This is a genomic window from Streptomyces sp. NPDC058691, assembly GCF_042714775.1.
GTDB lineage: Bacteria > Actinomycetota > Actinomycetes > Streptomycetales > Streptomycetaceae > Actinacidiphila.
The window spans coordinates 46,832-66,624 of the sequence record NZ_JBHXSO010000043.1; the positions used below are offsets into that span (position 1 = coordinate 46,832).

At 72.5% G+C, this 19,793-nt stretch carries 15 protein-coding genes; 9 read left to right on the top strand and 6 right to left on the bottom strand.

Features of this window, described 5'->3' with window-relative positions; genetic code table 11:
* The first annotated feature begins 136 nt into the window (after positions 1-136).
* Complete coding sequence (locus ACFWVC_RS27100; protein ID WP_384291661.1) at positions 137-2,206, top strand: SpoIIE family protein phosphatase; 2,070 nt, start codon at positions 137-139, stop codon at positions 2,204-2,206.
* 43 nt (positions 2,207-2,249) lie between these two features.
* Here the strand turns inward: ACFWVC_RS27100 and ACFWVC_RS27105 are convergent, their stop codons facing one another.
* Positions 2,250-2,690, bottom strand: a complete 441-nt coding sequence (locus ACFWVC_RS27105; protein ID WP_384291665.1) for an Lrp/AsnC family transcriptional regulator — start codon at positions 2,688-2,690, stop codon at positions 2,250-2,252.
* Between the two features lie 4 nt (positions 2,691-2,694).
* Positions 2,695-4,053: a transaminase gene (locus ACFWVC_RS27110; protein ID WP_384291667.1), complete on the bottom strand. Its 1,359-nt coding sequence runs from the start codon at positions 4,051-4,053 to the stop codon at positions 2,695-2,697.
* Positions 4,054-4,410: 357 nt separating this feature from the next.
* Here ACFWVC_RS27110 and ACFWVC_RS27115 point away from each other — a divergent pair, with 357 nt between their 5' ends.
* A complete protein-coding gene (locus ACFWVC_RS27115) occupies positions 4,411-4,620 on the top strand; it encodes a heavy-metal-associated domain-containing protein (protein WP_384291669.1) in 210 nt (69 codons plus the stop codon).
* On the top strand, positions 4,617-6,926 hold the full coding sequence (locus ACFWVC_RS27120; RefSeq protein WP_384291675.1) for a heavy metal translocating P-type ATPase: 2,310 nt from the start codon (positions 4,617-4,619) through the stop codon (positions 6,924-6,926). The genes ACFWVC_RS27115 and ACFWVC_RS27120 overlap by 4 nt, the downstream gene beginning before the upstream one ends.
* A 36-nt stretch (positions 6,927-6,962) precedes the next feature.
* Here the strand turns inward: ACFWVC_RS27120 and ACFWVC_RS27125 are convergent, their stop codons facing one another.
* Positions 6,963-7,382: an SsgA family sporulation/cell division regulator gene (locus ACFWVC_RS27125; RefSeq protein ID WP_384291679.1), complete on the bottom strand. Its 420-nt coding sequence runs from the start codon at positions 7,380-7,382 to the stop codon at positions 6,963-6,965.
* Between the two features lie 218 nt (positions 7,383-7,600).
* Here ACFWVC_RS27125 and ACFWVC_RS27130 point away from each other — a divergent pair, with 218 nt between their 5' ends.
* Positions 7,601-8,773 (top strand): winged helix DNA-binding domain-containing protein, encoded by a 1,173-nt coding sequence (locus tag ACFWVC_RS27130; protein WP_384291685.1) that lies wholly within the window; start codon positions 7,601-7,603, stop codon positions 8,771-8,773.
* A gap of 68 nt (positions 8,774-8,841) precedes the next feature.
* The gene (locus ACFWVC_RS27135) at positions 8,842-9,030 is read left to right on the top strand and encodes a hypothetical protein (RefSeq protein ID WP_384291690.1); all 189 of its coding nucleotides are present in this window, start codon (positions 8,842-8,844) and stop codon (positions 9,028-9,030) included.
* Between the two features lie 33 nt (positions 9,031-9,063).
* Here the strand turns inward: ACFWVC_RS27135 and ACFWVC_RS27140 are convergent, their stop codons facing one another.
* Positions 9,064-11,391 (bottom strand): D-alanyl-D-alanine carboxypeptidase, encoded by a 2,328-nt coding sequence (locus ACFWVC_RS27140; protein WP_384291696.1) that lies wholly within the window; start codon positions 11,389-11,391, stop codon positions 9,064-9,066.
* A gap of 253 nt (positions 11,392-11,644) precedes the next feature.
* Here ACFWVC_RS27140 and ACFWVC_RS27145 point away from each other — a divergent pair, with 253 nt between their 5' ends.
* From ACFWVC_RS27145 to ACFWVC_RS27160, 4 genes are all read left to right on the top strand, one after another.
* Positions 11,645-12,355 (top strand): GPP34 family phosphoprotein, encoded by a 711-nt coding sequence (locus ACFWVC_RS27145; protein ID WP_384291701.1) that lies wholly within the window; start codon positions 11,645-11,647, stop codon positions 12,353-12,355.
* Positions 12,356-12,619: 264 nt separating this feature from the next.
* Positions 12,620-13,477, top strand: a complete 858-nt coding sequence (locus tag ACFWVC_RS27150) for a helix-turn-helix domain-containing protein (protein ID WP_384291706.1) — start codon at positions 12,620-12,622, stop codon at positions 13,475-13,477.
* A gap of 178 nt (positions 13,478-13,655) precedes the next feature.
* Positions 13,656-13,865, top strand: a complete 210-nt coding sequence (locus ACFWVC_RS27155) for a DUF397 domain-containing protein (RefSeq protein WP_384291709.1) — start codon at positions 13,656-13,658, stop codon at positions 13,863-13,865.
* A 460-nt stretch (positions 13,866-14,325) separates the two neighbouring features.
* The gene (locus tag ACFWVC_RS27160) at positions 14,326-15,864 is read left to right on the top strand and encodes a sodium:solute symporter family protein (protein ID WP_384291714.1); all 1,539 of its coding nucleotides are present in this window, start codon (positions 14,326-14,328) and stop codon (positions 15,862-15,864) included.
* A 31-nt stretch (positions 15,865-15,895) separates the two neighbouring features.
* Here the strand turns inward: ACFWVC_RS27160 and ACFWVC_RS27165 are convergent, their stop codons facing one another.
* A complete protein-coding gene (locus ACFWVC_RS27165; protein ID WP_384291718.1) occupies positions 15,896-17,002 on the bottom strand; it encodes an ADP-ribosylglycohydrolase family protein in 1,107 nt (368 codons plus the stop codon).
* 142 nt (positions 17,003-17,144) lie between these two features.
* Entirely contained in the window at positions 17,145-19,718 is a 2,574-nt protein-coding gene (locus ACFWVC_RS27170; RefSeq protein WP_384291722.1) for a bifunctional FO biosynthesis protein CofGH, read from the bottom strand.
* Between the last annotated feature and the right edge of the window lie 75 nt (positions 19,719-19,793).

Genomic DNA, 19,793 nt, shown 5'->3' on the forward strand with positions numbered 1-19,793 from the left:
AATGGCGTGAACGTCGCGGACGACTCCGGTGGCGGAGCCCGGTGTGCGGTGTATTTACTGAGAGCGTGGTTGCAGCCGTACCCGAGGAGCCGAGGTCATCCATGGCGCCGCGACGACGAGACGGCCGGGCGGGGGGATGAGCGCCGGCCCCGTGGCGCCGGCCACGGGCAGCTTCGAGAAGGCCCTGTTCGACCAGGCGCGGGCCGGGCTCGAGGTGTACGACGCCGATCTGCGGGTGCTGCGCGCCAACCCCGCGTCGCTGCGCATGCGCGGCATGCCGGCGCGCTCCGTGATCGGGGCCCGTCTGGAGGAACTGGACGCCGGGATCCCGCTGTCACCGGTGGTGCGCGAGGCGCTGCGCACGGCTTCCGCCCTGGTGGAACGGCCCGTCGCCGCGTATCCGGGGGGCGATCCGGAGCACCGGCACGAGTACGACGTCGCCGGGTACCACCTCCAGGACGGCGGGGGGCGCACCATCGGCGCGGCCTGCATGTTCCACGACGTCACGGGCCAGGGGCGCATCCGCCGGGGCATGAACCTGCTGAACGTCGCCCGGGCCAGGATCGGCAGCACCCTGGACGCGCTGCGGACCGCGCAGGAACTCTCCGACGTGTCCGTGCCCGGCTTCGCCGACGCCGTCGCCGTGGACCTGCTGGAGTCGGTGCTCAGCGGGCACGCCCCGATGGGCCCGATCGGCCCCACGCTGCCGATGCGCCGGGCCGGTTTCAAGGCCCGGGGGGATCATGTCGGCGCCTACCCGATGGGCGCCGCCAGCTACTTCGCGTACCCGACCCCGTACACCCAGGCGCTGGGCGATCTCCAGCCGCGTCTGGTCGGCGCGCTCCCGGAGGAGGGCGGGTGGCTGGTGCACGACCGGGCGCGGGCGGAGTTCATCGCCCAGGCCGGCATGCGCTCGCTCATCGTGACGCCGCTGACCGTGCACGGGCTGGTGCTGGGCCTGGCCAGCTTCTACCGGAACGGCTCGCGCCCGGACTCCTTCGACGAGGAGGATCTGTCCCTGGCCACGCAGCTCGCCTCGTGCACCGCGCTGTCCCTCGACAACGCCCGTCGCTTCACCCGCGAGCACACGATCGCGTCGGCGCTCCAGCGCAGCCTGCTGCCGCGCACGCCACCACAGGTCGCGGCGGTGGAGCCCGCGCACTGCTACCTGCCGGGCCGCTACGGCGCCCACTGGTTCGACGTGCTCCCGCTGTCCAGCTGCCGAGTGGGGCTGGTCATCGGCTACGTACCCGGCGAGGACCTGTACGCCTCGGTCGCCATGGGACGCCTGCGCACCGCCGCCTCCACCCTCGCCGCGATGGACCTGCCGCCCGACGAGCTGATCACCCACCTCGACGACGTGGCGCAGAACATGGCCCGCGAGCAGCAGGCGGACCCGGAGAGCCTGCACCTCACGCGGGCGCCGTTCACCGCGTCCTGCCTGTACGTGACGTACGACCCGATCACCCGGCAGTGCTCGGCCGCCACCGCGGGGCACGACGGCCCGCTGCTGACCACCCCCGAGGGCGCCGTCAGCACCCTGGAGGTGCCGCGCGGTGCCCCGCTCGGACGGGGCGCCCCGCACGAGATGCTGACCACCGAGCTGCGGAACGGCAGCCTGCTGACCCTGTACTCGGACAGCGTCGCCAACCGGTACCCGGCCGAGGCCGGCGAACGGCTGAGCCGGCTGTGCGACGTGGTGTCCGACCCCGCGACCGCGCCGATGGAGATCTGCGACGCGGTCTCCTACCGCCTGCTGCGCGGCACCCCGCAGGACGGGGCGGCGCTGCTGGTGGCCAGACTCCGCGGCATCGACCCGGACCGCATCGCCACCTGGACCTTCCCGGCCGAGGCCGCTTCGGTCCCCGAGGCCCGCGGCGCGGCACGCGATCGGCTGGCGCACTGGGGGCTGGAGGAGCACGTCCCGGTCACGGACCTGGTCGTCAGCGAACTCGCCACGAATGTCGTCCGCCATGCCGTGGGGCCCATCCGGCTGCGCCTGATCCTCGACCTCAACGACCTGAATCTGACCGTCGAGGTGTCCGACGCCGCCGACACCGCCCCGCACCTCCGCCACGCCCGGCTCCAGGACGAGAACGGCCGCGGGCTGTTCATCGTCGCCTCCCTCACCCGGCACTGGGGAACGCGCTACGAGGACGACGGCAAGACCATCTGGGCCGAGCAGGACCTGTCGGCCGCGGCCTGACATCCGGCTCCGCCCGATGCGCCCGATGCGCCCGGACTCACCGTCAGCCCACGTCCCACAGGAAGCGGTGGGTGTGGATGCCGAAGTACGGGAAGGTGTCGACGCCCGCCACGCCCTCGATGGGCCGTACGACGTCGTTGACGAAGTCCAGCAGCTCGGGCGGCCCGGGGCAGACGACCTCGGCGAAGAGGGCGTAGGGCCCGGCGGTCAGGACGGCGTAGACGACCTCGTCGCGGGCGGACAGCGTGTCGGCCACGGCCCGCGGGTCGCCGTCGACACGCAGGCCGAGCAGCGCCATCGCCTGCCCGCCCATCGCCATCGGGTCGGTGACCCCGACGACCTGCACGACCTTTCCGTCGACGAGCCGCTGCAGCCGCTGGCGCGCCGCCGACGGGGAGAGCCCGACCTTGGGGCCGAGGTCGGCGTAGGGGATGCGGCCGTCGGTCTGGAGTTCGCGGAGGATCGCGCGGTCGATGTCGTCCACGGGGTCAGCCTGCCAGTTCCGCCAGCGCGTCGGCGAAGAGCGCGGTGTGGGTGTCGACGTCGGCGGCGGTGGTGGCCGGGCACATCAGGGCCATGTTGTGGAACGGCGTCATGAGGACGCCCCTGTTGGCCGTCCACAGGTGCAGGAAGTCCTCCAGCTCGGGGTCGGCGACGGCCGCCGACGCGGTGCCGGTGCGCGGCGCGGGCGAGGCGAAGCGGTACTCCGTGCGGGCGCCGAGGGTGCTGACCGACCAGGGCAGGCCGTGCTTGGCGACGGCGTCGGCCACTCCGCTCGCGAAGCGCGCGGCGAGAGCGGACATCTCCTCGAACGCCGCGTCGGTGAGGACGAGTTCGAGGGTGGCGCGCATGGCGGCGACGGACAGGGCGTTGCCGGCGAGGGTGCCGCCGACGCCTCCCATGTCGACGAGGTCGAGGTCGGCGCGGCCAAGGAGCCGGTCGGCGAGCTCGGCGGACAGGCCGTAGGCGCCGGCGGGGACACCGCCCGCGATGGCCTTGCCGATGGTGAGGATGTCCGGGTCGAGGTGCCATGCGGCGGTGGCGCCGCCGGGGCCGGCGGAGAAGGTGTGCGTCTCGTCGTTGACCAGCAGTACGCCGTGCCGGCGGGTGATCTCGCGGACCCCGTCGAGGTAGCCCGGCTCGGGCAGCACGATGCCGATGTTGGTGAGCGCGGGCTCCATAAGGACGGCGGCGACATCGCCGTGGGCGAGTTCGCGCTCCAGGCCCTCCAGGTCGTTGAACTCCGCGACGCGGCTGGTCAGGGTGACGTCGCAGGGCGCGCCCACGTTGCCGGGGCGGCTGACGCCGCCGCGTCCGCCGGGGCCGGTGACGATCAGCGACTCGTCGACGCTGCCGTGGTAGCAGTAGCTGTTGACCAGGATCTTCTGCCGTCCGGTGACGGCTCGGGCGAGCCGGATCGCCCAGCGGTTGGCGTCGGTGGCGGTGAGCGAGAACGACCAGCGGGGCAGGCCGAAGCGGCGGGCGAGTTCGCCGCCGACCCATTCGGCGTCCTCGGTGGGCAGCATCGCGGTGGCGCCGCCCTGCTCGCGGAAGCGGCGTTCGACGGCGGCGGCGACGGGCTCCGGGGAGTGCCCGGCCATGGCGCCGGTGTCGCCGAGGCAGAAGTCGGTGTACTCGTGGCCGTCGATGTCGGTGACCCGGGCCCCGCGGGCCCCGGCGAGGTAGCGGGGGAAGGCGCCGGCGTTCTTGTTCATCCACGTCATCGGCACGCGCCCGAAGAGGTGGTCGGCCCTCTCGTAGGCGGCGCGCGACTTCGGATTGCGGGCGACGGCGTCGGCGGTCTCGCGGGCCAGCAGTTCGCGCAGCCGGGTGCGGTCGAGGGACATGGGCGCTGCCTCCTGTACGGCCGATGACGTGATTTCGGTGACGGTACAGCGGAATCAAGCGCCCGCTCAATGGTTCGCACGCGAATCACGCACACCGGTGCCGTATTCGTGACCGGCCCGGCGGAAATCGCGCGGCACTAGCACTGATCACCGCACCTCGGCCGCCATCGGCCCATACGCCCGATGACCGCTGTCACCGGTGTTTTCCTGGACGGCGCGGGAGCCGCATGTGACGCACGCCTTCGCGGGCGCTCCGCGTCGTTCATACCCCTAGGGGGTATAGTCTGGTCATCAGGTGGACGGCGGCGCGGTTCTCGCCGTACACCGGAAAACGCACTTAACGCACGAGGAGAATCCATGTCTGTCACCTACAGCGTCTCCGGTATGAGCTGCGGCCACTGCGAGTCCGCGGTCAGCAAGGAGGTCTCCGCCCTTCCCGGCGTGACCGGGATCGAGGTGGACGCCAAGAGCGGTCTGCTCACCGTCGTCTCCGAGACCCCGCTGGACGACGACACGGTCCGCGCCGCCGTGGACGAGGCGGGCTACGAGCTGGTCGGCAGGGCATGACTCTCCCGGATCGCCCGCAGGTCACCCCGCCGGCCGGCACGGTCGCCACGGCCACGGCCACGGCCTCGGCCGCGGTCACCGAGCTCGAACTCGAGATCGGCGGGATGACCTGCGCCTCGTGCGCCGCGCGTGTGGAGAAGAAGCTCAACCGGATGGACGGCGTCACGGCCACCGTCAACTACGCCACCGAGAAGGCCAAGGTCGCGTTCGGCGACGGCATCGGCGTGACGGACCTGATCGCCACCGTGGAGGCCACCGGCTACACCGCGGCCCTGCCCGCGCCGCCGGCCCACGCCCCGGCGTCAGGCGATCCCGCGTCCCCCTCGGCGCCCGACGAGCTCACCACCCTGCGGCAGCGGCTGGTGACCGCGGTCGTGCTGGCCGTGCCCGTGATCGCCATGTCGATGGTCCCGGCCCTGCAGTTCGCCAACTGGCAGTGGCTCTCGCTGACGCTGGCCGCGCCGGTGGTCGCGTACGCCGCGTGGCCCTTCCACCGGGCCGCCTGGACCAATCTGCGGCACGGCGCCACCACCATGGACACGCTGGTCTCGCTCGGCACGCTCGCCGCCTTCGGCTGGTCGGTGTGGGCGCTGTTCTTCGGCGACGCCGGGATGCCCGGCATGAAGCACCCCTTCGAGCTGACCGTCGCCCGCGGTGAGGGCTCCGCGAACCTCTATCTGGAGGTCGCGGCCGGCGTCACCGCCTTCATCCTGGCCGGGCGCTTCTTCGAGGCCCGCTCCAAACGCCGCGCGGGGGCCGCGCTGCGCGCCCTGATGGAGCTGGGCGCCAAGGACGTCTCCGTGCTGCGCGACGGGCGCGAGGTGCGGATCGCGACCGCGGACCTCGCGGTGGGCGACCTGTTCGTGGTCCGTCCCGGCGAGAAGATCGCCACCGACGGCGTCGTACGGGAGGGCACCTCGGCCGTCGACGCGGCCATGCTGACCGGTGAGTCGGTGCCCGTCGAGGTCGGTCCCGGGGACGCGGTCACCGGCGCCACCGTCAACGCCGGGGGACGGCTGGTCGTGGAGGCCGTCCGGGTCGGCGCGGACACCCGGCTCGCGCACATGGCACGGCTCGTGGAGGACGCGCAGAACGGCAAGGCCGCCGCCCAGCGGCTGGCCGACCGCATCTCGGCGGTCTTCGTGCCCGTCGTGATCCTGCTGGCCCTGGGCACCCTCGGCGTCTGGCTGGCGCTGGGCGAGGGCCCCGTCGCGGCGTTCACCGCGGCCGTCGCCGTCCTGATCATCGCGTGCCCGTGCGCGCTGGGCCTGGCCACGCCGACCGCCCTGATGGTCGGCACGGGGCGCGGCGCGCAACTCGGCATCCTCATCAAGGGCCCCGAGGTGCTGGAGACCACCCGCCGGGTCGACACCATCGTGCTCGACAAGACCGGAACGGTCACCACGGGCGTCATGACCCTCACCGGCGTGCACCTTGCCGACGGGGAGCGGGAGGAGGAGGTCCTGCGGCTGGCCGGCGCCTTGGAGCACGCCTCGGAGCACCCCATCGCGCGCGCCGTCGCCACCGCCGCCCAGGAACGCGCCGGAGACCTGCCCGGAGTGGCGGACTTCCTGGCGCTGCCCGGGCTCGGCGTCCAGGGCACGGTGGACGGACGCGCCGTCACCGTGGGCCGCCAGGCGCCGCCCGCACCGCTGCCGGAGAAGCTCGTCCTCGCCAAGGCGGAGGCCGAGGCGCTGGGCGGCACCGTGGTGACCGTCTCCTGGGACGGACGGCCCCGCGCCCTGCTGGCCGTCGCGGACGCGGTGAAGCCCACCAGCGCCCGGGCCGTGCGCATGCTGCGCGAACTCGGGCTCACCCCGGTGCTGCTGACCGGGGACCACGAGGCCGTGGCCCGGTCCGTGGCCGCCGAGGTCGGCATCGACGCGGCCGACGTCATCGCCGAGGTCATGCCGGAGGACAAGGTCGCCGTCGTCCGGCGGCTGCAGGAGCAGGGCCGGTCGGTCGCCATGGTGGGCGACGGCGTCAATGACGCGGCCGCCCTGGCCCAGGCCGACCTGGGCCTGGCCATGGGCACCGGGACGGACGCCGCCATCGAGGCGAGCGACCTGACCCTGGTCCGGGGCGACCTGCGGGTCGCGGCGGACGCCATCAGGCTGTCGCGCCGCACCCTGGCCACGATCAAGGGCAATCTCTTCTGGGCCTTCGGCTACAACGTGGCGGCGCTGCCGCTGGCCGCCGCCGGCCTGCTCAACCCGATGATCGCGGGCGCGGCGATGGCCTTCTCGTCGGTCTTCGTCGTGGGCAACTCCCTGCGGCTGCGCGGTTTCCGGCCCCTCGCGGACTGAGCCGGGCGCGCCCTGGACCCCGTCGCCGTGGTCGCCTCACTCCTCCCCGAGGAGCGAGGCGACCACGGCGTCCATGTCGACGCCGCGGAACTCGTGGCCGGGTGGAACGGCCTCGTAGACACGGGCCAGGAAGATCCGCAGGTCGGTGGTGGCGATCTCCACCAGGGCGACGCCCTCGGAGGTGCGGAACTCCATCGCCGTGCGGTCCGGGCCGGCGGGGCGGATGTGGACGTCCCCCTCGCCGGCCGGCTCGTACAGCCCCTTGGTGAGCAGGCCGCGGCCGAAGATCCAGGTGACCTCGGCGCCATCGAGCGAGACCGAGGGCGGGAAGGCGACGCGCGCCGCGAGCGGGTCCTCCCGGTGGTAGCGCAGGGCCGCGGTGATCTCGCGGCCCTCGGGCCCGGACTGCGGGGTGTGCAGGCGGGCGTGGACGATGTGGTCGATGTCGGTGAGCATGCCTGGGTCCTCCGGGGGTGCCGTGCCGCGTTCCGGTGTGCCTTCCGTCGAGGGGTGAGAGCGTCAACGGCCTTGCGCCTTACGCGGGTTGCGGAGAGATTTCCGGCGAGTCGATGTGATCCGCGTCACATTGCCTCGGTGGCGCTGTCGGCGGCCCGTGCCACGATGAGGTCGCGGCGCCCCGGCCGGACGCCGCCGGACCACGACGGAGGTTGGCAATGGGCGCGCGGCGCGACATCGGGGCGCGGGAGCGCCGGCACCGGATGGCGGCTCGGCAGCGGCTGACCCCCGGCGGGCGGTCCGAGCGGCCCGAGGAGGCCGCGGAGTCGCTGGTCGCCCTGCACGGCACGGACCCGGCGACGGTCTACCTGTCCGCCGCGGCCCGCATGCGCGTCCCGGACGCGGCGGCGATCGATCACGCCCTGTACGAGGAAAGCAGCCTGACCCGGCTGCTCGCGATGCGCCGGACGATGTTCGTGGTCACGGCCGCCGCGCGACCGGTCGTCCACGAGGCGGCGGCCCACGCGATCGCCACCGCCGAACGCCGGAAACTGCTGGCCTTCCTCGCCGAGGGCGGCGGCTGGGACGAGCGATGGCTCGCGGAGGCCGAGGAGGCCGTCCTGACCGCCCTGTCCGAGGGCGGGGAGGCCACGGCGGCGGAACTGGCCGTGCGGGTGCCGAGGCTGCGCGAACAGGTGGTGGTGGCCCGCGGGAAGCCGTACGAGGCCACGCAGAACGTGTCGAGCCGGGTCCTTCGGGTGCTCGCCGCCGAGGGCCGGATCGTACGGCGGCGCCCGGTGGGCGGCTGGACGAGCAGTCAGTACCGCTGGGCGGCCGGCGCGGTCCTGCCGCGGACACCGGCCGGCGAGGCGCGGGCGGAGCTCGTGCGGCGCTGGCTGGCGGCGTACGGGCCGGGCACCGAGGCCGATGTGAAGTGGTGGACCGGCTGGACGCTGACCCAGGTCCGCGCGGCGCTCGCGGCGGTCGGCGCGGAGCCCGTCGGCCTGACGGAGGGCACCGGGTACGTGCTGCCGCAGGACACCGCGCCGGAGCCCGACCCCGGCCCCTGGGCGGCGCTGCTGCCCGCGCTCGACCCGACGCCGATGGGCTGGCGGGGGCGGGACTGGTATCTGCCCGAGGATCCCGCGGAGCGGGCCGCGCACTTCGACCGCTCGGGCAACATCGGCCCCACGGTGTGGTGGAACGGCCGGGTCGTCGGCGGCTGGGCCCAGCGCGCGGACGGCACCGTGGTGCACCGCCTCCTCACCGACCCCGGCCGCGAGGCGGCCGCGGCGATCGAGGCGGAGGCGGACCGGCTGCGCGGCTGGCTGGGCGGCACACGCGTCACCCCCCGCTTCCGTACACCGCTGGAACGCGAGCTTTCGGCCTGAACTGCCGTCACCCTGGGTATGCCGCACCTGACGCCCGGTACAGGGAGCTGACGGTGGAGGGTGGACCCATGGAACAAGTGGCGGTGTTCTGCGGCAATTGCGACTGCGGCTGTCCCACGCTGTACGTGGACGAGAGCGCGCCGCCCGAGCAGAGGGTCGTGATGACCGACGACTTCGGGCAGCGCGTGCGGATGAGTTCCGACCAGTTCCGTTCGCTGGTGGAAGAGGCGAAGGCGGGCCGGCTGGACCACGTCTAGCGGTCCGGCCGGCCCGCCTTCGCGGGGGCCCCGTCAGCCGAGGCGGGTGAGCTTCGAGCCGAAGGGGGGCTCGGTCAGGTCGCGTTCGAGCGCGACCGGGACCTTGACGCTGCTGTCGCCGTTGCCGACGGTGAGGGTGCCGATCGTCGTTCCGGCCGGCGCCTTGTGCGGGATGCCGCTCTTGGCCCCGACCACCGAGATGTCGACCTTCAGCCCGGTCCAGCCGATCGCGGTGACGTCCTTGGTGGCCACGACGCGGGTCCGGCCGCCGAGGCCGTCGTCGATGTAGCCGACGACGTCGCCCTTCTTGATCACGGTGTCCGAGGTGAGGATGGACAGGGCGGCCTGCAGCAGGGTGCTGCTGCGGTCGAGCACCGTGTCGATGATGGGCGCCTTGTGCTGCCCGAGCATCGCGCCGACGATCAGCTGGTTGGTGCCGCCGATCTCACGGACCGCAGCGAAGAGCAGATTGCCGCCGGCCTTGGTGCTGGTGCCGGTCTTGATGCCGACGACATGGTCGTAGCCGGCGAGCTGGTTGTAGTTCTTCTGGATGTCGCCGTTGAGGTCCGTGTACTGGATCTTGGTGGCGATCTCCGCGAACACCGGGTCCTTCATCGCGGCGTGACCCAGTTTCACCTGGTCGCTCGCGGTGCTGACGGTGGTCGCCTCCAGGCCGCTGGGGTCGGTGTAGTGGGTGTTCCGCATGCCGAGCTGCTTGGCGGTGGCGTTCATCTTCTTCACGAACGCCGCCTCCGACCCAGCGTCCCAACGGGCCAGCAGGCGCGCGACGTTGTTCGCCGACGGCAGCATGACCGCCTCCAGCGCCTCGTACTCGCCGAGCTTCTGTCCCTCGGTCACCTTGACCACGGACTCCTGCTCGGCCTGGCCGCTGACGAACTGCTCCTCGGCCTTCTTGTCGACCGGGACCGTCTCGCCCTTGCCGCCCTTCTTGACCGGGTGGTCGCGCAGGATCACATAGGTCGTCATGACCTTCGCGACGCTGGCGATCGGCACGGGCTTCTCCTTGCCGAACGCGCCCAGCCGGCCCAGGCCCTCGGCCTCCACGACCGCCTGGCCCTCCGCGGGCCACGGCAGCGAGAGCTCGTCGCCCTTGAAGGTGTACGACGACTTCGCCGTCAGCGTCAGCGCGGGCGCGGGCAGCGGGCGCAGCGCCTGCACCAGCACGAAGACCACCGCCAGCAGCAGCACCAGCGGCGTCCAGATCTTCACCCGGCGCCAGGTGGTGCGCAGCGGGGTCTGCGCCGGCGGCGGGGTGTTGGTCAGCTCCGCCAGCAGCTTGAGCGGTTCGTCCGGCTCGGGCGGGAGCGGCATCTGCTTGGTGCGCGAGCCCAGGCCCTCGGCCGGCCGGTCGTCGCCGACCAGCGGGACAAACGTTCCGCCCGGCCGGGCGGGCGTCGCCACGGGCGCGGCGGCGGCGGTGGGCCGTGCGGCGGGCTTACCGGCTTCGGCCGGTTCCTCCACCCTGCTCTTCCCCGGCGCGGGGGCCGGTGCGGCGGCGGACGCGGCAGCGGGTGCGGCGGCCGGTGTGACAGCCGGTGCGCCGGGCGCCCTCAGGGTGAGCGTTCCCTCCCGGGGCGGAGCGTCCGCGCCGTCCGCGCGCGGCGCACGCAGCGTCAGGGTGCCCTCGGCGGTGCGGACACCGCCTCCGGGGCCCCCGAACGCGCCCCCTCCGCCGTTGACATCGCCGGAATCGCGGTCGCCGGAGGGGGCGTCGGAGTCGCCGGCGGATGAGGTGGCGGTCTCTTCGGCCTCGTCGGCCTCTTCGATGACCTCGGCGCCGTCCTCGGGGCCGTCCTCGGCAGGAGCCTCGTCGTCCTCCGCGGTCTCTTCGGCGTCCGCCTCGTCCGCGGACTCCTCAGACGCCGCTGTGGCGGCCTCGGGACCGTCCTCAGGCTCGTCGGGGCCTCCGTCGGCCTCCGCTTCCTCCGCGGCGCTCTCAGGGGCGTCCTCAGAGGCGTCCTCGGGGTCGTCGGCGGGCTCGGCGCCGGCGGCGCCCCCGTCGTCCGGGGCCGCCGACGCGCCTGCGTCGTCGGTACGGGATTCCGCGGGCGCCTCACCGTCGGCCGCCGGGGAGGCGTCCTCGGCGTCCGGCGCAGTCGTGTCCGCCACGTCGTCCGCTTCCGCTCCGCCGTCCGGCGTACCGGAACTACGCCGCTCCGGTTCCGCCTCCGCGTCCGCACCGTCCGCCGAGGGCGGCTCCGGCGCGGGCTCCGGGGCGCCCGGCGACGCCTCCGCCGGCTCCCTTCGGAAGACGGCGAGCCTCGGATCCACCGCCCCGCGCCCGGTCGCCTCCCCCGACGACTTCTGCTGATCCGCCCTGCCGGGGGACTCGCCCGCCACGCAGACCTCCTCCACACGTCGTGCGGGACGCCGCCGCGGCGCCCCGCTCACCCTTACACCAGTTTCCAGGCCCCGGCCGATCAGCCTCCGAGGGACCCGCCGACGGGGCGCCTCGGCCGCCCCCACGGCGGCGCCGCCCCGGTCCAAGACGCAAACGACATATGAGTCGGTTCCCGCACGAACGGGCAAGGCGCTCTCGACAGGCCGGTGTGAGAGGCGTCACCCTGTCATTCATCCACGCGGGGAGGCATGGATGGGCAGGAGCCGCAGAACACTTCCGGAGGAGCTGTTGCTGCTCGCCTTGGACCCGGCCACGGGTACCACGGCGCAGCCGCAGTCTCTTGACCTCGGTCTTGCCGGGGCCCAGCTAGTGGAGCTGGCCCTCGCAGGACGAATAGCCCCTGACGGGGATCGTATCGCCGTGGTGCACCCACGGCCGACAGGAGATCCGACCCTGGACTCCGCGCTCGAACTGCTGCGCCGACGCGGCAGCCCGGTGCGCGCCGTCCACTGGATCGGCGGGCCCCGCCTGGGGCTGCGCCAGACGTATCTCGCGCACCTGGAGCGGTGCGGCATGGTGCATGCCGTACCGGGTCAGATGTGCGGGGTGCTGCCGACCACGCGCTATCAGGCGACCGACAGCGAGGTCAGCCGGGAGATCAGGGCCCGGCTGGACAGCGCGATCCGCACCGGTGTGCCACCGGACCCGCGGACCGCCGCCCTCGCCGCGATCGCCCATGCGGTGGGCCTCGGCAAGCATCTGTACCCGGGCAACGAGGGCCGGTCCTCGCGATCGCGTCTGCGTGACCTGATCCGGTACGACCCCATGGGCGGCCTCGTCGCGCACGCCGTGATGGACGTGCAGAACGGTGCCGCGGCACAGCCCAAACGCGCCCCCGGCCAGGGGCGCCCCGCACCGGACCAGGCCACGGGCCACGGAATGGTGCGGGCGGGCGCTCGCTGAACCCACGGTGCCGGGTCAGGGCCCCGGCACCGACAACAGCACCACCGCACCACCGGTGCGCCACGGCGCGCGGGACGAGGAACCGGTCCGGCCGGCCCTCGCCCCGCGTGCCGCTGCCGTTTGTCCGCTCTTTTGAAGAGCGCAGCATACGACCATTTCCCAGCGGTGGGATGACCGATAGTGGCAGTCTGCTGACCAGCAGTACACGTCAGCGCGGAACTCAGCGCAGAACAGCAGCCGCTCGCAACCGGAGGTGCGCATCCCGTGGCCGCCAACGTCAATCCCACCGTCAGGCGTCGCCGACTCGGGTCGGAATTGCGCAAGTTGCGCGAGCAGAAGGGGATGACGGCCGAGGAGGTCGCGGCCCGGCTGCTCGTCTCGCAGTCCAAGATCAGCCGCCTGGAGAACGGCCGTCGCAGCATCAGCCAGCGCGACGTCCGCGACCTGTGCGGTGTGTACGGGGTCGATGACGCCCGCCTGGTCGACTCCCTGATGAACATGGCCCGCGAGTCGCGCCAGCAGGGCTGGTGGCACGCCTTCGGCGACGTCCCGTACAGCGTCTACATCGGCCTGGAGACCGAGGCGGAGTCGCTGCGCGTCTACGACTCCCTGGTGGTGCCCGGCCTGTTGCAGACCCGGAACTACGCGGCCGCGGTCATCGAGGGCACCCTCCCGGAGGCCACCCCCGAGCAGATCGAGAAGCGGATCGAGATCCGGCTCCGCCGGCAGGAACGCGTCACCGACCCGGACATCCCGCTGCGCTTCTGGGTGGTCATGGACGAGTCGGCGCTGCGCCGCGTCGTCGGCAGCAAGGACGTGATGCGCGAACAGCTGGAGTATCTGACCCAGATGAGCGGCCAGGCGCACGTGACCGTGCAGGTGCTGCCCTACGACGCCGGCGCGCACCCGGGCATGTCAGGGAACTTCGCGATCCTGGAGTTCGCCGACGCGACCGACTCCAGCGTGGTCTACATCGAGGGCGTCACCAGCGACCTCTACCTGGAGAAGCCGACCGACGTGCACGGCTACAGCGTCATGTACGAGCACTTGAGGGCGCAGGCGCTGAGCGCCGAGGCGAGCCGTCTGTTCATCGCGGACGCGGCCAAGGAATACGCCCGCTGACGGTGCGTCATGGTCGTGGGGGCCCGGCGGGCCGGAACCCTACACCCGCGTTGCCGCAAGGCGGAAGGTGAATTTGGAATATGCCACCCGTTGGAGGTAACGGCGCCTGTGGCCGGTGATGTTGGCGAGTAGCTTCGATCACGTCAGAGCTGCACGAAAGAGAAAGCTCGGAGCGATCATGGCTATTCAGCTCGGAAACACCAAGGCGTGGATCAAGTCCTCGCGCTCCCAGGGGAACGGGGCCTGCGTCGAGGTCGCGTCCCGCCACCTCTCCGCCGTCGACGTCCGCGACTCCAAGGACCCCGACGGCCCTACCCTCGGTTTCTCCCCCGACGCCTGGTCGGCATTCGTCACGGACGTCAGCCGTGGCGCCTTCGACCTGGACTGAGCACCACCGCAGTACCCGTACGGGCCCTCTCGACCGGCACGCCGTCCTGGCCGAGGGGGCTCACTGCGTTCCGCGCCCTCCGCCCTCCTCCCCGGGCGGAGCCGGTCCACGCGGACCGCTGCCCGGCCGCGCGCCGCCCGGACAGGGAGCCCGGCCCCGACGGCGTTCCAGGCCGACACCCCACTCCCCGGCCGGCGGAGGCCACCAGGGGAGAACAACGGGTCGTTCCGGCGAAGTACCCGCCAATCGTGAGCTGCCAGACGTGTTCACGACAACGTCAAGTAAGGTCAAGAACAAGTAAAACAATTCTGCCATCTGATCGCAGTTCATACTCTTGAACGCGACTGGTCTTGACCATGCCCCCACCGCGCGGTTCAATCTGGGGCGCCGCCCCGCGACGGACGTACCGGCGAAGTACGCACCCGTTCACAAGGCGGACCCCTGAAGGGGGCAACAAGGCATGAACAGTCTCGACTGGGCCGTACTGGTCGCGTACTTCGGCGTGATGGTCGTCATCGGCCTGTGGTCCCACAAGCGTGTCGACAACGTCGGCGACTTCTTCACCGCCGGCGGCCGCATGCCGTGGTGGCTGTCCGGCATCTCGCACCACATGTCCGGCTACAGCGCGGTCATGTTCACCGGCTACGCCGGCATCGCGTACACCTACGGCGTCACCTCGTACGTGACGTGGTCCTTCCCGATCGCCATCGGCATCGCCATCGGCGCCAACCTCTTCGCGCCGCGGCTCAACCGGCTGCGTTCCCGGCTTCATGTGGCCTCACCGCTGGAGTATCTGAAGAACCGTTACAACGTGCCCACGCAGCAGGCGCTCGCCGTCTCCGGCGTCCTGCTGAAGATCGTGGACGTCGGCGCGAAGTGGGCGGCCATCGCCACCTTGCTGTCGGTCTTCACCGGTGTCTCCCTCAACCAGGGCATCCTCATCACCGGCGCCGTCACGGCCGTCTACTGCACGGTCGGCGGCCTGTGGGCCGACGCCCTCACCGAACTGGGGCAGTTCGTCATCCAGCTGCTCGCGGGACTGGCGATGCTGGTCGCGGTGCTGGGGAAGATCGGCGGCGTCAGCGGGCTGTGGACCGTGTGGGACAAGCTGCCGGACAACCACACCGCCCCGACGGCCGGCCCGTACACGCTGACCTTCCTGCTGGCGTACCTGTTCATCAAGACCTTCGAGTACAACGGCGGCATGTGGAACCAGGCGCAGCGCTACATGGCCACCGCCAACGCCCGCGAGGCCACCCGCTCGGCCCGGCTCTCCGCGCTGCTGTGGTTCGTCTGGCCGCTGGTCCTCTTCTTCCCGATGTGGGTCGCCCCGCTGCTGGTGCAGGCGCAGAAGCCGGACGCCTCCGACTCCTACGCGCTGCTGACCGAGCAGTTGCTGCCGCACGGCCTGCTGGGCCTGGTCGTCGTCGGCTTCTTCTCGCACACGATGGCCATGTGCTCCTCCGACGCCAACGCGATCGCCGCGGTGTTCACCCGCGACATCGCGCCCGCGGTGTCCAAGGCGGCGCGGTCCTGGAACGAGCGGGCCGGGCTGCTCGCCGCCCGGGTCACCACCGTGGCCTTCCTCGCCTTGTCGATGGCGGTGGCCACCCAGGTCAACTCGCCGGCCTTCAAGGACATCATCACCGTCGTCATCAAGTGGGTGGCCGGACTGATGGGCCCGATCGCCATCCCGTTCATGCTGGGCCTGCTGCGGCCGTTCCGTAAGTCCGGCCCGACCGCGGCGCTGGTGTCCTGGGCGGCCGGGCTGTTCGCCTTCTGGCTGACCAACTACGGGCTGGACGGCGTGCAGTTGCAGATCCAGATCGTGACACCGCTGGCCGTCTCGCTCGTCCTGTACGTGCTCATCGGCTTCATCAAGCCCGAGGACACCCCGGAGCGGGACGCCGTCCTGGCCCGGATCAACTCGGACGGCGACGGCGACGGCAAGGACGGCGCGGCCGCCGAGGCGCTGCCCGAGACGCCGGCCACGGCCTGAGGCCGGGACGCCGGGCCGTTCCCCGTCCGGATCAGGCGGCGGGGTAGCGCTCCAGCCACGCCGCCGAGACGCCCCCCGGCCCGTGCAGGGCCGGGGCCTGCGTCATCTCCATGGCGAAGTCGTCCGCGAGCTGGAGGATCGTGCCGCGGCCCTCCAGCTCGGCGAGCCAGGCCGGCGGCAGGGCGGTCTCCCCGTGCTGGACGCCGAGCAGGTTGCCGCAGATCGAGCCGGTGGAGTCGCTGTCGCCGGAGTGGTTGACCGCAAGCAGCAGGCCGTGCCGGATGTCGTCGGCCACCAGGGCGCAGTAGACGCCGATGGCGAGCGCCTCCTCCGCGGTCCAGCCCTCGCCGAGCGCCTCCACCCGCGTCGCGTCGGGCAGGCCCTGGCGCACCGCCCCGAGCGCGGCCCGCAGGGCGGCGGAGGTCTCCTCGTTCCCCGGGCGCCGCGCGATGAGGGCGAGGGCGTGCTGCACGGCGCCGTCCAGTGACTCACCGCGGGCCAGTCCGTGGACGATCACCGCGAAGGCACCGGCCGCGAGGACCCCGGTGGGGTGGCCGTGGGTCTGCGCGGCGCATTCGAGGGCGAGTTGCAGGACGAGCTGCGGCTCCCACCCGACGAGCAGTCCGAAGGGCGCGGAGCGCATCACGGTGCCGCAGCCCTTGGAGGCGGGGTTCTTCGGCCGGTCCAGGGTGCCCATGCGGTCGTCGCCGAGTCCGGTGAGGCAGGCCCGGCCGGGGGCGCGCCGGGAGTAGAGCCATTCCTCGCGGGCCAGCCAGCCGATGTCCTTGCGGCGTTCGTCGGGGCCCCAGTCGCTCTGGGTGGCGGCCCAGCGCAGATACGCCCGGTGGATGTCGGTGGGCGGGTGCCAGGCGCCGGTGTCGCGGCGCACCTGGGCGCGGATCAGCCCCTCGACGGTGAAGAGGGTCATCTGGGTGTCGTCGGTGACCGCGCCGCGCCGGCCGTAGGCGGGGACGTAGTCCGTGACGCCCTTCTCACCGTGCGCGCCGCGGATGGCGGCGAGGGAGTCGAACTCGATGCCGGCGCCGAGCGCGTCGCCGATCGCGCCCCCGAGCAGGCATCCGCGCACCCGGCTGCGGAAGTCCTGCTGCTCGTCACGCCCCCATACCGCCCCGGCCATGCCACTGCCTCCTTCGCCGCTGCCGCCAGCACTGTAATCGACCACGAACGGTCGGCTCCCGACCACGAACGGAATGTGGTCAGTCACTCGCGGAGGCGCTCCGCGCAGATGCCGGGCCGACAGCGGGAGCGGGGGCGCGGGGTCAGTCCTCCAGCACCGGCAGGAGTTCGGGGAGGTGGCCGTCGGAGGCGAGGCCGGCGGTGATGCGTTCGGTGGGGACCTCGCCGTAGGTGGTGGTGCGCTGGCGGGCGGGGCGGCCGGCCGCCTCGGCGATGGCGACCAGGTCGCGGATGGAGCGGTAGGAGCCGTAACTCGACCCCGCCATGCGGGAGATGGTCTCCTCCATGAGGGTGCCGCCCAGGTCGTTGGCGCCGGAGCGCAGCATCTCGGCGGCGCCGTCCGCGCCGAGTTTGACCCAGCTGGTCTGGATGTTGGTGATGTGCGGGTGGAGCAGGAGGCGGGCCATCGCGGTGACGGCGCGGTTGTCCCGGGCGGTGGGGCCGGGGCGGGCGATGCCGGCGAGGTAGACGGGTGCGTTGGTGTGGATGAAGGGCAGGGTGACGAACTCGGTGAAGCCGCCGGTCTCCTGCTGGATTCGGGCGAGCAGGCGCAGGTGGGCGAGCCAGTGGTGGGGCTGGTCCACGTGCCCGTACATCATCGTGGACGAGGAGCGAAGTCCCAGGGCGTGGGCGGCCTTGACGACCTCGATCCAGGTGGCGGTGGGGAGTTTGCCCTTGGTCAGGATCCAGCGGACCTCGTCGTCGAGGATCTCGGCGGCGGTGCCGGGGATGGAGTCCAGGCCGGCGTCCTTGGCGGCGGCCAGCCATTCGGGGATGGACATGCCGGTGCGGGTGGCGCCGTTGACGACCTCCATCGGGGAGAAGGCGTGCACGTGCATGCCCGGCACGCGTTCCTTGACCGCGCGGGCGATGTCGAAGTAGGCGGTGCCCGGCAGGTCGGGGTGGATGCCGCCCTGCATGCACACCTCGGTGGCGCCGACCTGCCAGGCCTGCTCGGCCCGGTCGGCGACCTGGGACAGGGACAGGGTGTAGGCGTCGGCGTCGGTGCGCCGCTGCGCGAAGGCGCAGAAACGGCAGCCGGTGTAGCAGACATTGGTGAAGTTGATGTTGCGGGTGACGACATAGGTCACCTCGTCGCCCACGGTGTCACGCCGCACGTCGTCCGCGATCCCGGTCAGCGCGTCCAGCGCGGCGCCGTCGGCGTGGAACAGTGCCAGCGCCTCGGCGTCGGTGAGCTTGGCCGGATCATCGGCGGCGACGGACAGCGCGGTGCGCACATCGGCCTCGATACGGTCCGGGACCAGGCCCGGCGCGGCCTGCTCGCGCAGCGCCTCCCAGTCCCCGTACACCACGTCGAAGTCCTCGCGCCGGTCGCCGGTGCGGCCCTCGGTGTCGATGCTGCGGTGCAGATCGGTGCGGCCGGTCGCGGTGAAGGCCTCGTCGGGCTCCTGCCACGGGCGGCCCTCCACCACCGCGTCCTCGCGCGCCAGCCCGGTCTCCGGGTCCGCGAGCGCGGTCACGTGCGGCAGCAGCCGCGGATCCAGCCACGGCTCGCCCCGGGTGACGAACTCCGGGTACACGCACAGGCGTTCACGCAGCGTGAAGCCGGCCGCCGCCGAGTGCGCGGCGAGCTCGTCGATCCGCGGCCAGGGACGCTCGGGGTTGACGTGGTCCGGGGTGAGCGGGGAGACCCCGCCCCAGTCGTCGATGCCGGCGCCGATGAGCCGGGCGTACTCGGCGTCCACCAGGTTCGGCGGCGCCTGGAGGCACGCCGCAGGCCCCATGATGTGCCGGGCGACGGCGACGGTGGCGACCAGGTCGTCCAGCTCCGCGTCCGGCATGCCGCGCATCGCCGTGTCCGGCTTGGCGCGGAAGTTCTGGATGATCAGCTCCTGGATGCCGTGGTACGAACGGGAGACCCGGCGCAGCGCGAACAGCGACTCCGCCCGCTCCTCGTACGTCTCGCCGATCCCGATCAGCAGCCCGCTGGTGAACGGCACCGAGCTGCGCCCGGCGTCCTCCAGCACCCGCAGCCGCACGGCCGGTTCCTTGTCGGGCGAGCCGTAGTGCGGGCCGCCCGGCTCGGACCACAGCCGGGTAGCCGTGGTCTCCAGCATCATGCCCATCGACGGCGCGACCGGCTTGAGCCGCTGGAAGTCCGTCCAGCTCATCACGCCCGGGTTGAGGTGCGGCAGCAGCCCGGTCTCCTCCAGGATCCGGATCGACATCGCCCGCACATACGCCAGGGTGTCGTCATAGCCGTGCGCGTCCAGCCACTCCCGGGCCTCCGGCCAACGGTCCTCCGGCTTGTCCCCGAGCGTGATCAGGGCTTCCTTGCACCCCAGTTCCGCGCCGCGGCGGGCGATGTCCAGCACCTCGTCCGGGGACATGAACATCCCGTGACCCGCGCGGCGCAGCTTGCCCGGCACCGTGACGAACGTGCAGTAATGACACTTGTCCCGGCACAACCGCGTCAACGGGATGAACACGCTCTTGGAGTACGTGATGACGCCCGGACGCCCCGCCGCCTCCAGCCCCGCGTCCCGCACCCGGGCCGCGCTCTCCATCAGTCCGGCCAGGTCGTCCCCCCGGGCCTGGAGGAGCACCGCGGCTTCCGCGGTGTCGAGTGCGACGCCGTCACGGGCACGCTTGAGCGCACGGCGCATGCTGTTGGCGGTGGGCGGAGTGTGCGTCATTCTCCGAGCATAGGTGCGCCCTCCGTCGGTGGGCGCTGTCGGATAGATCACCGGGCCGGTCGCCCCCGGACGGGA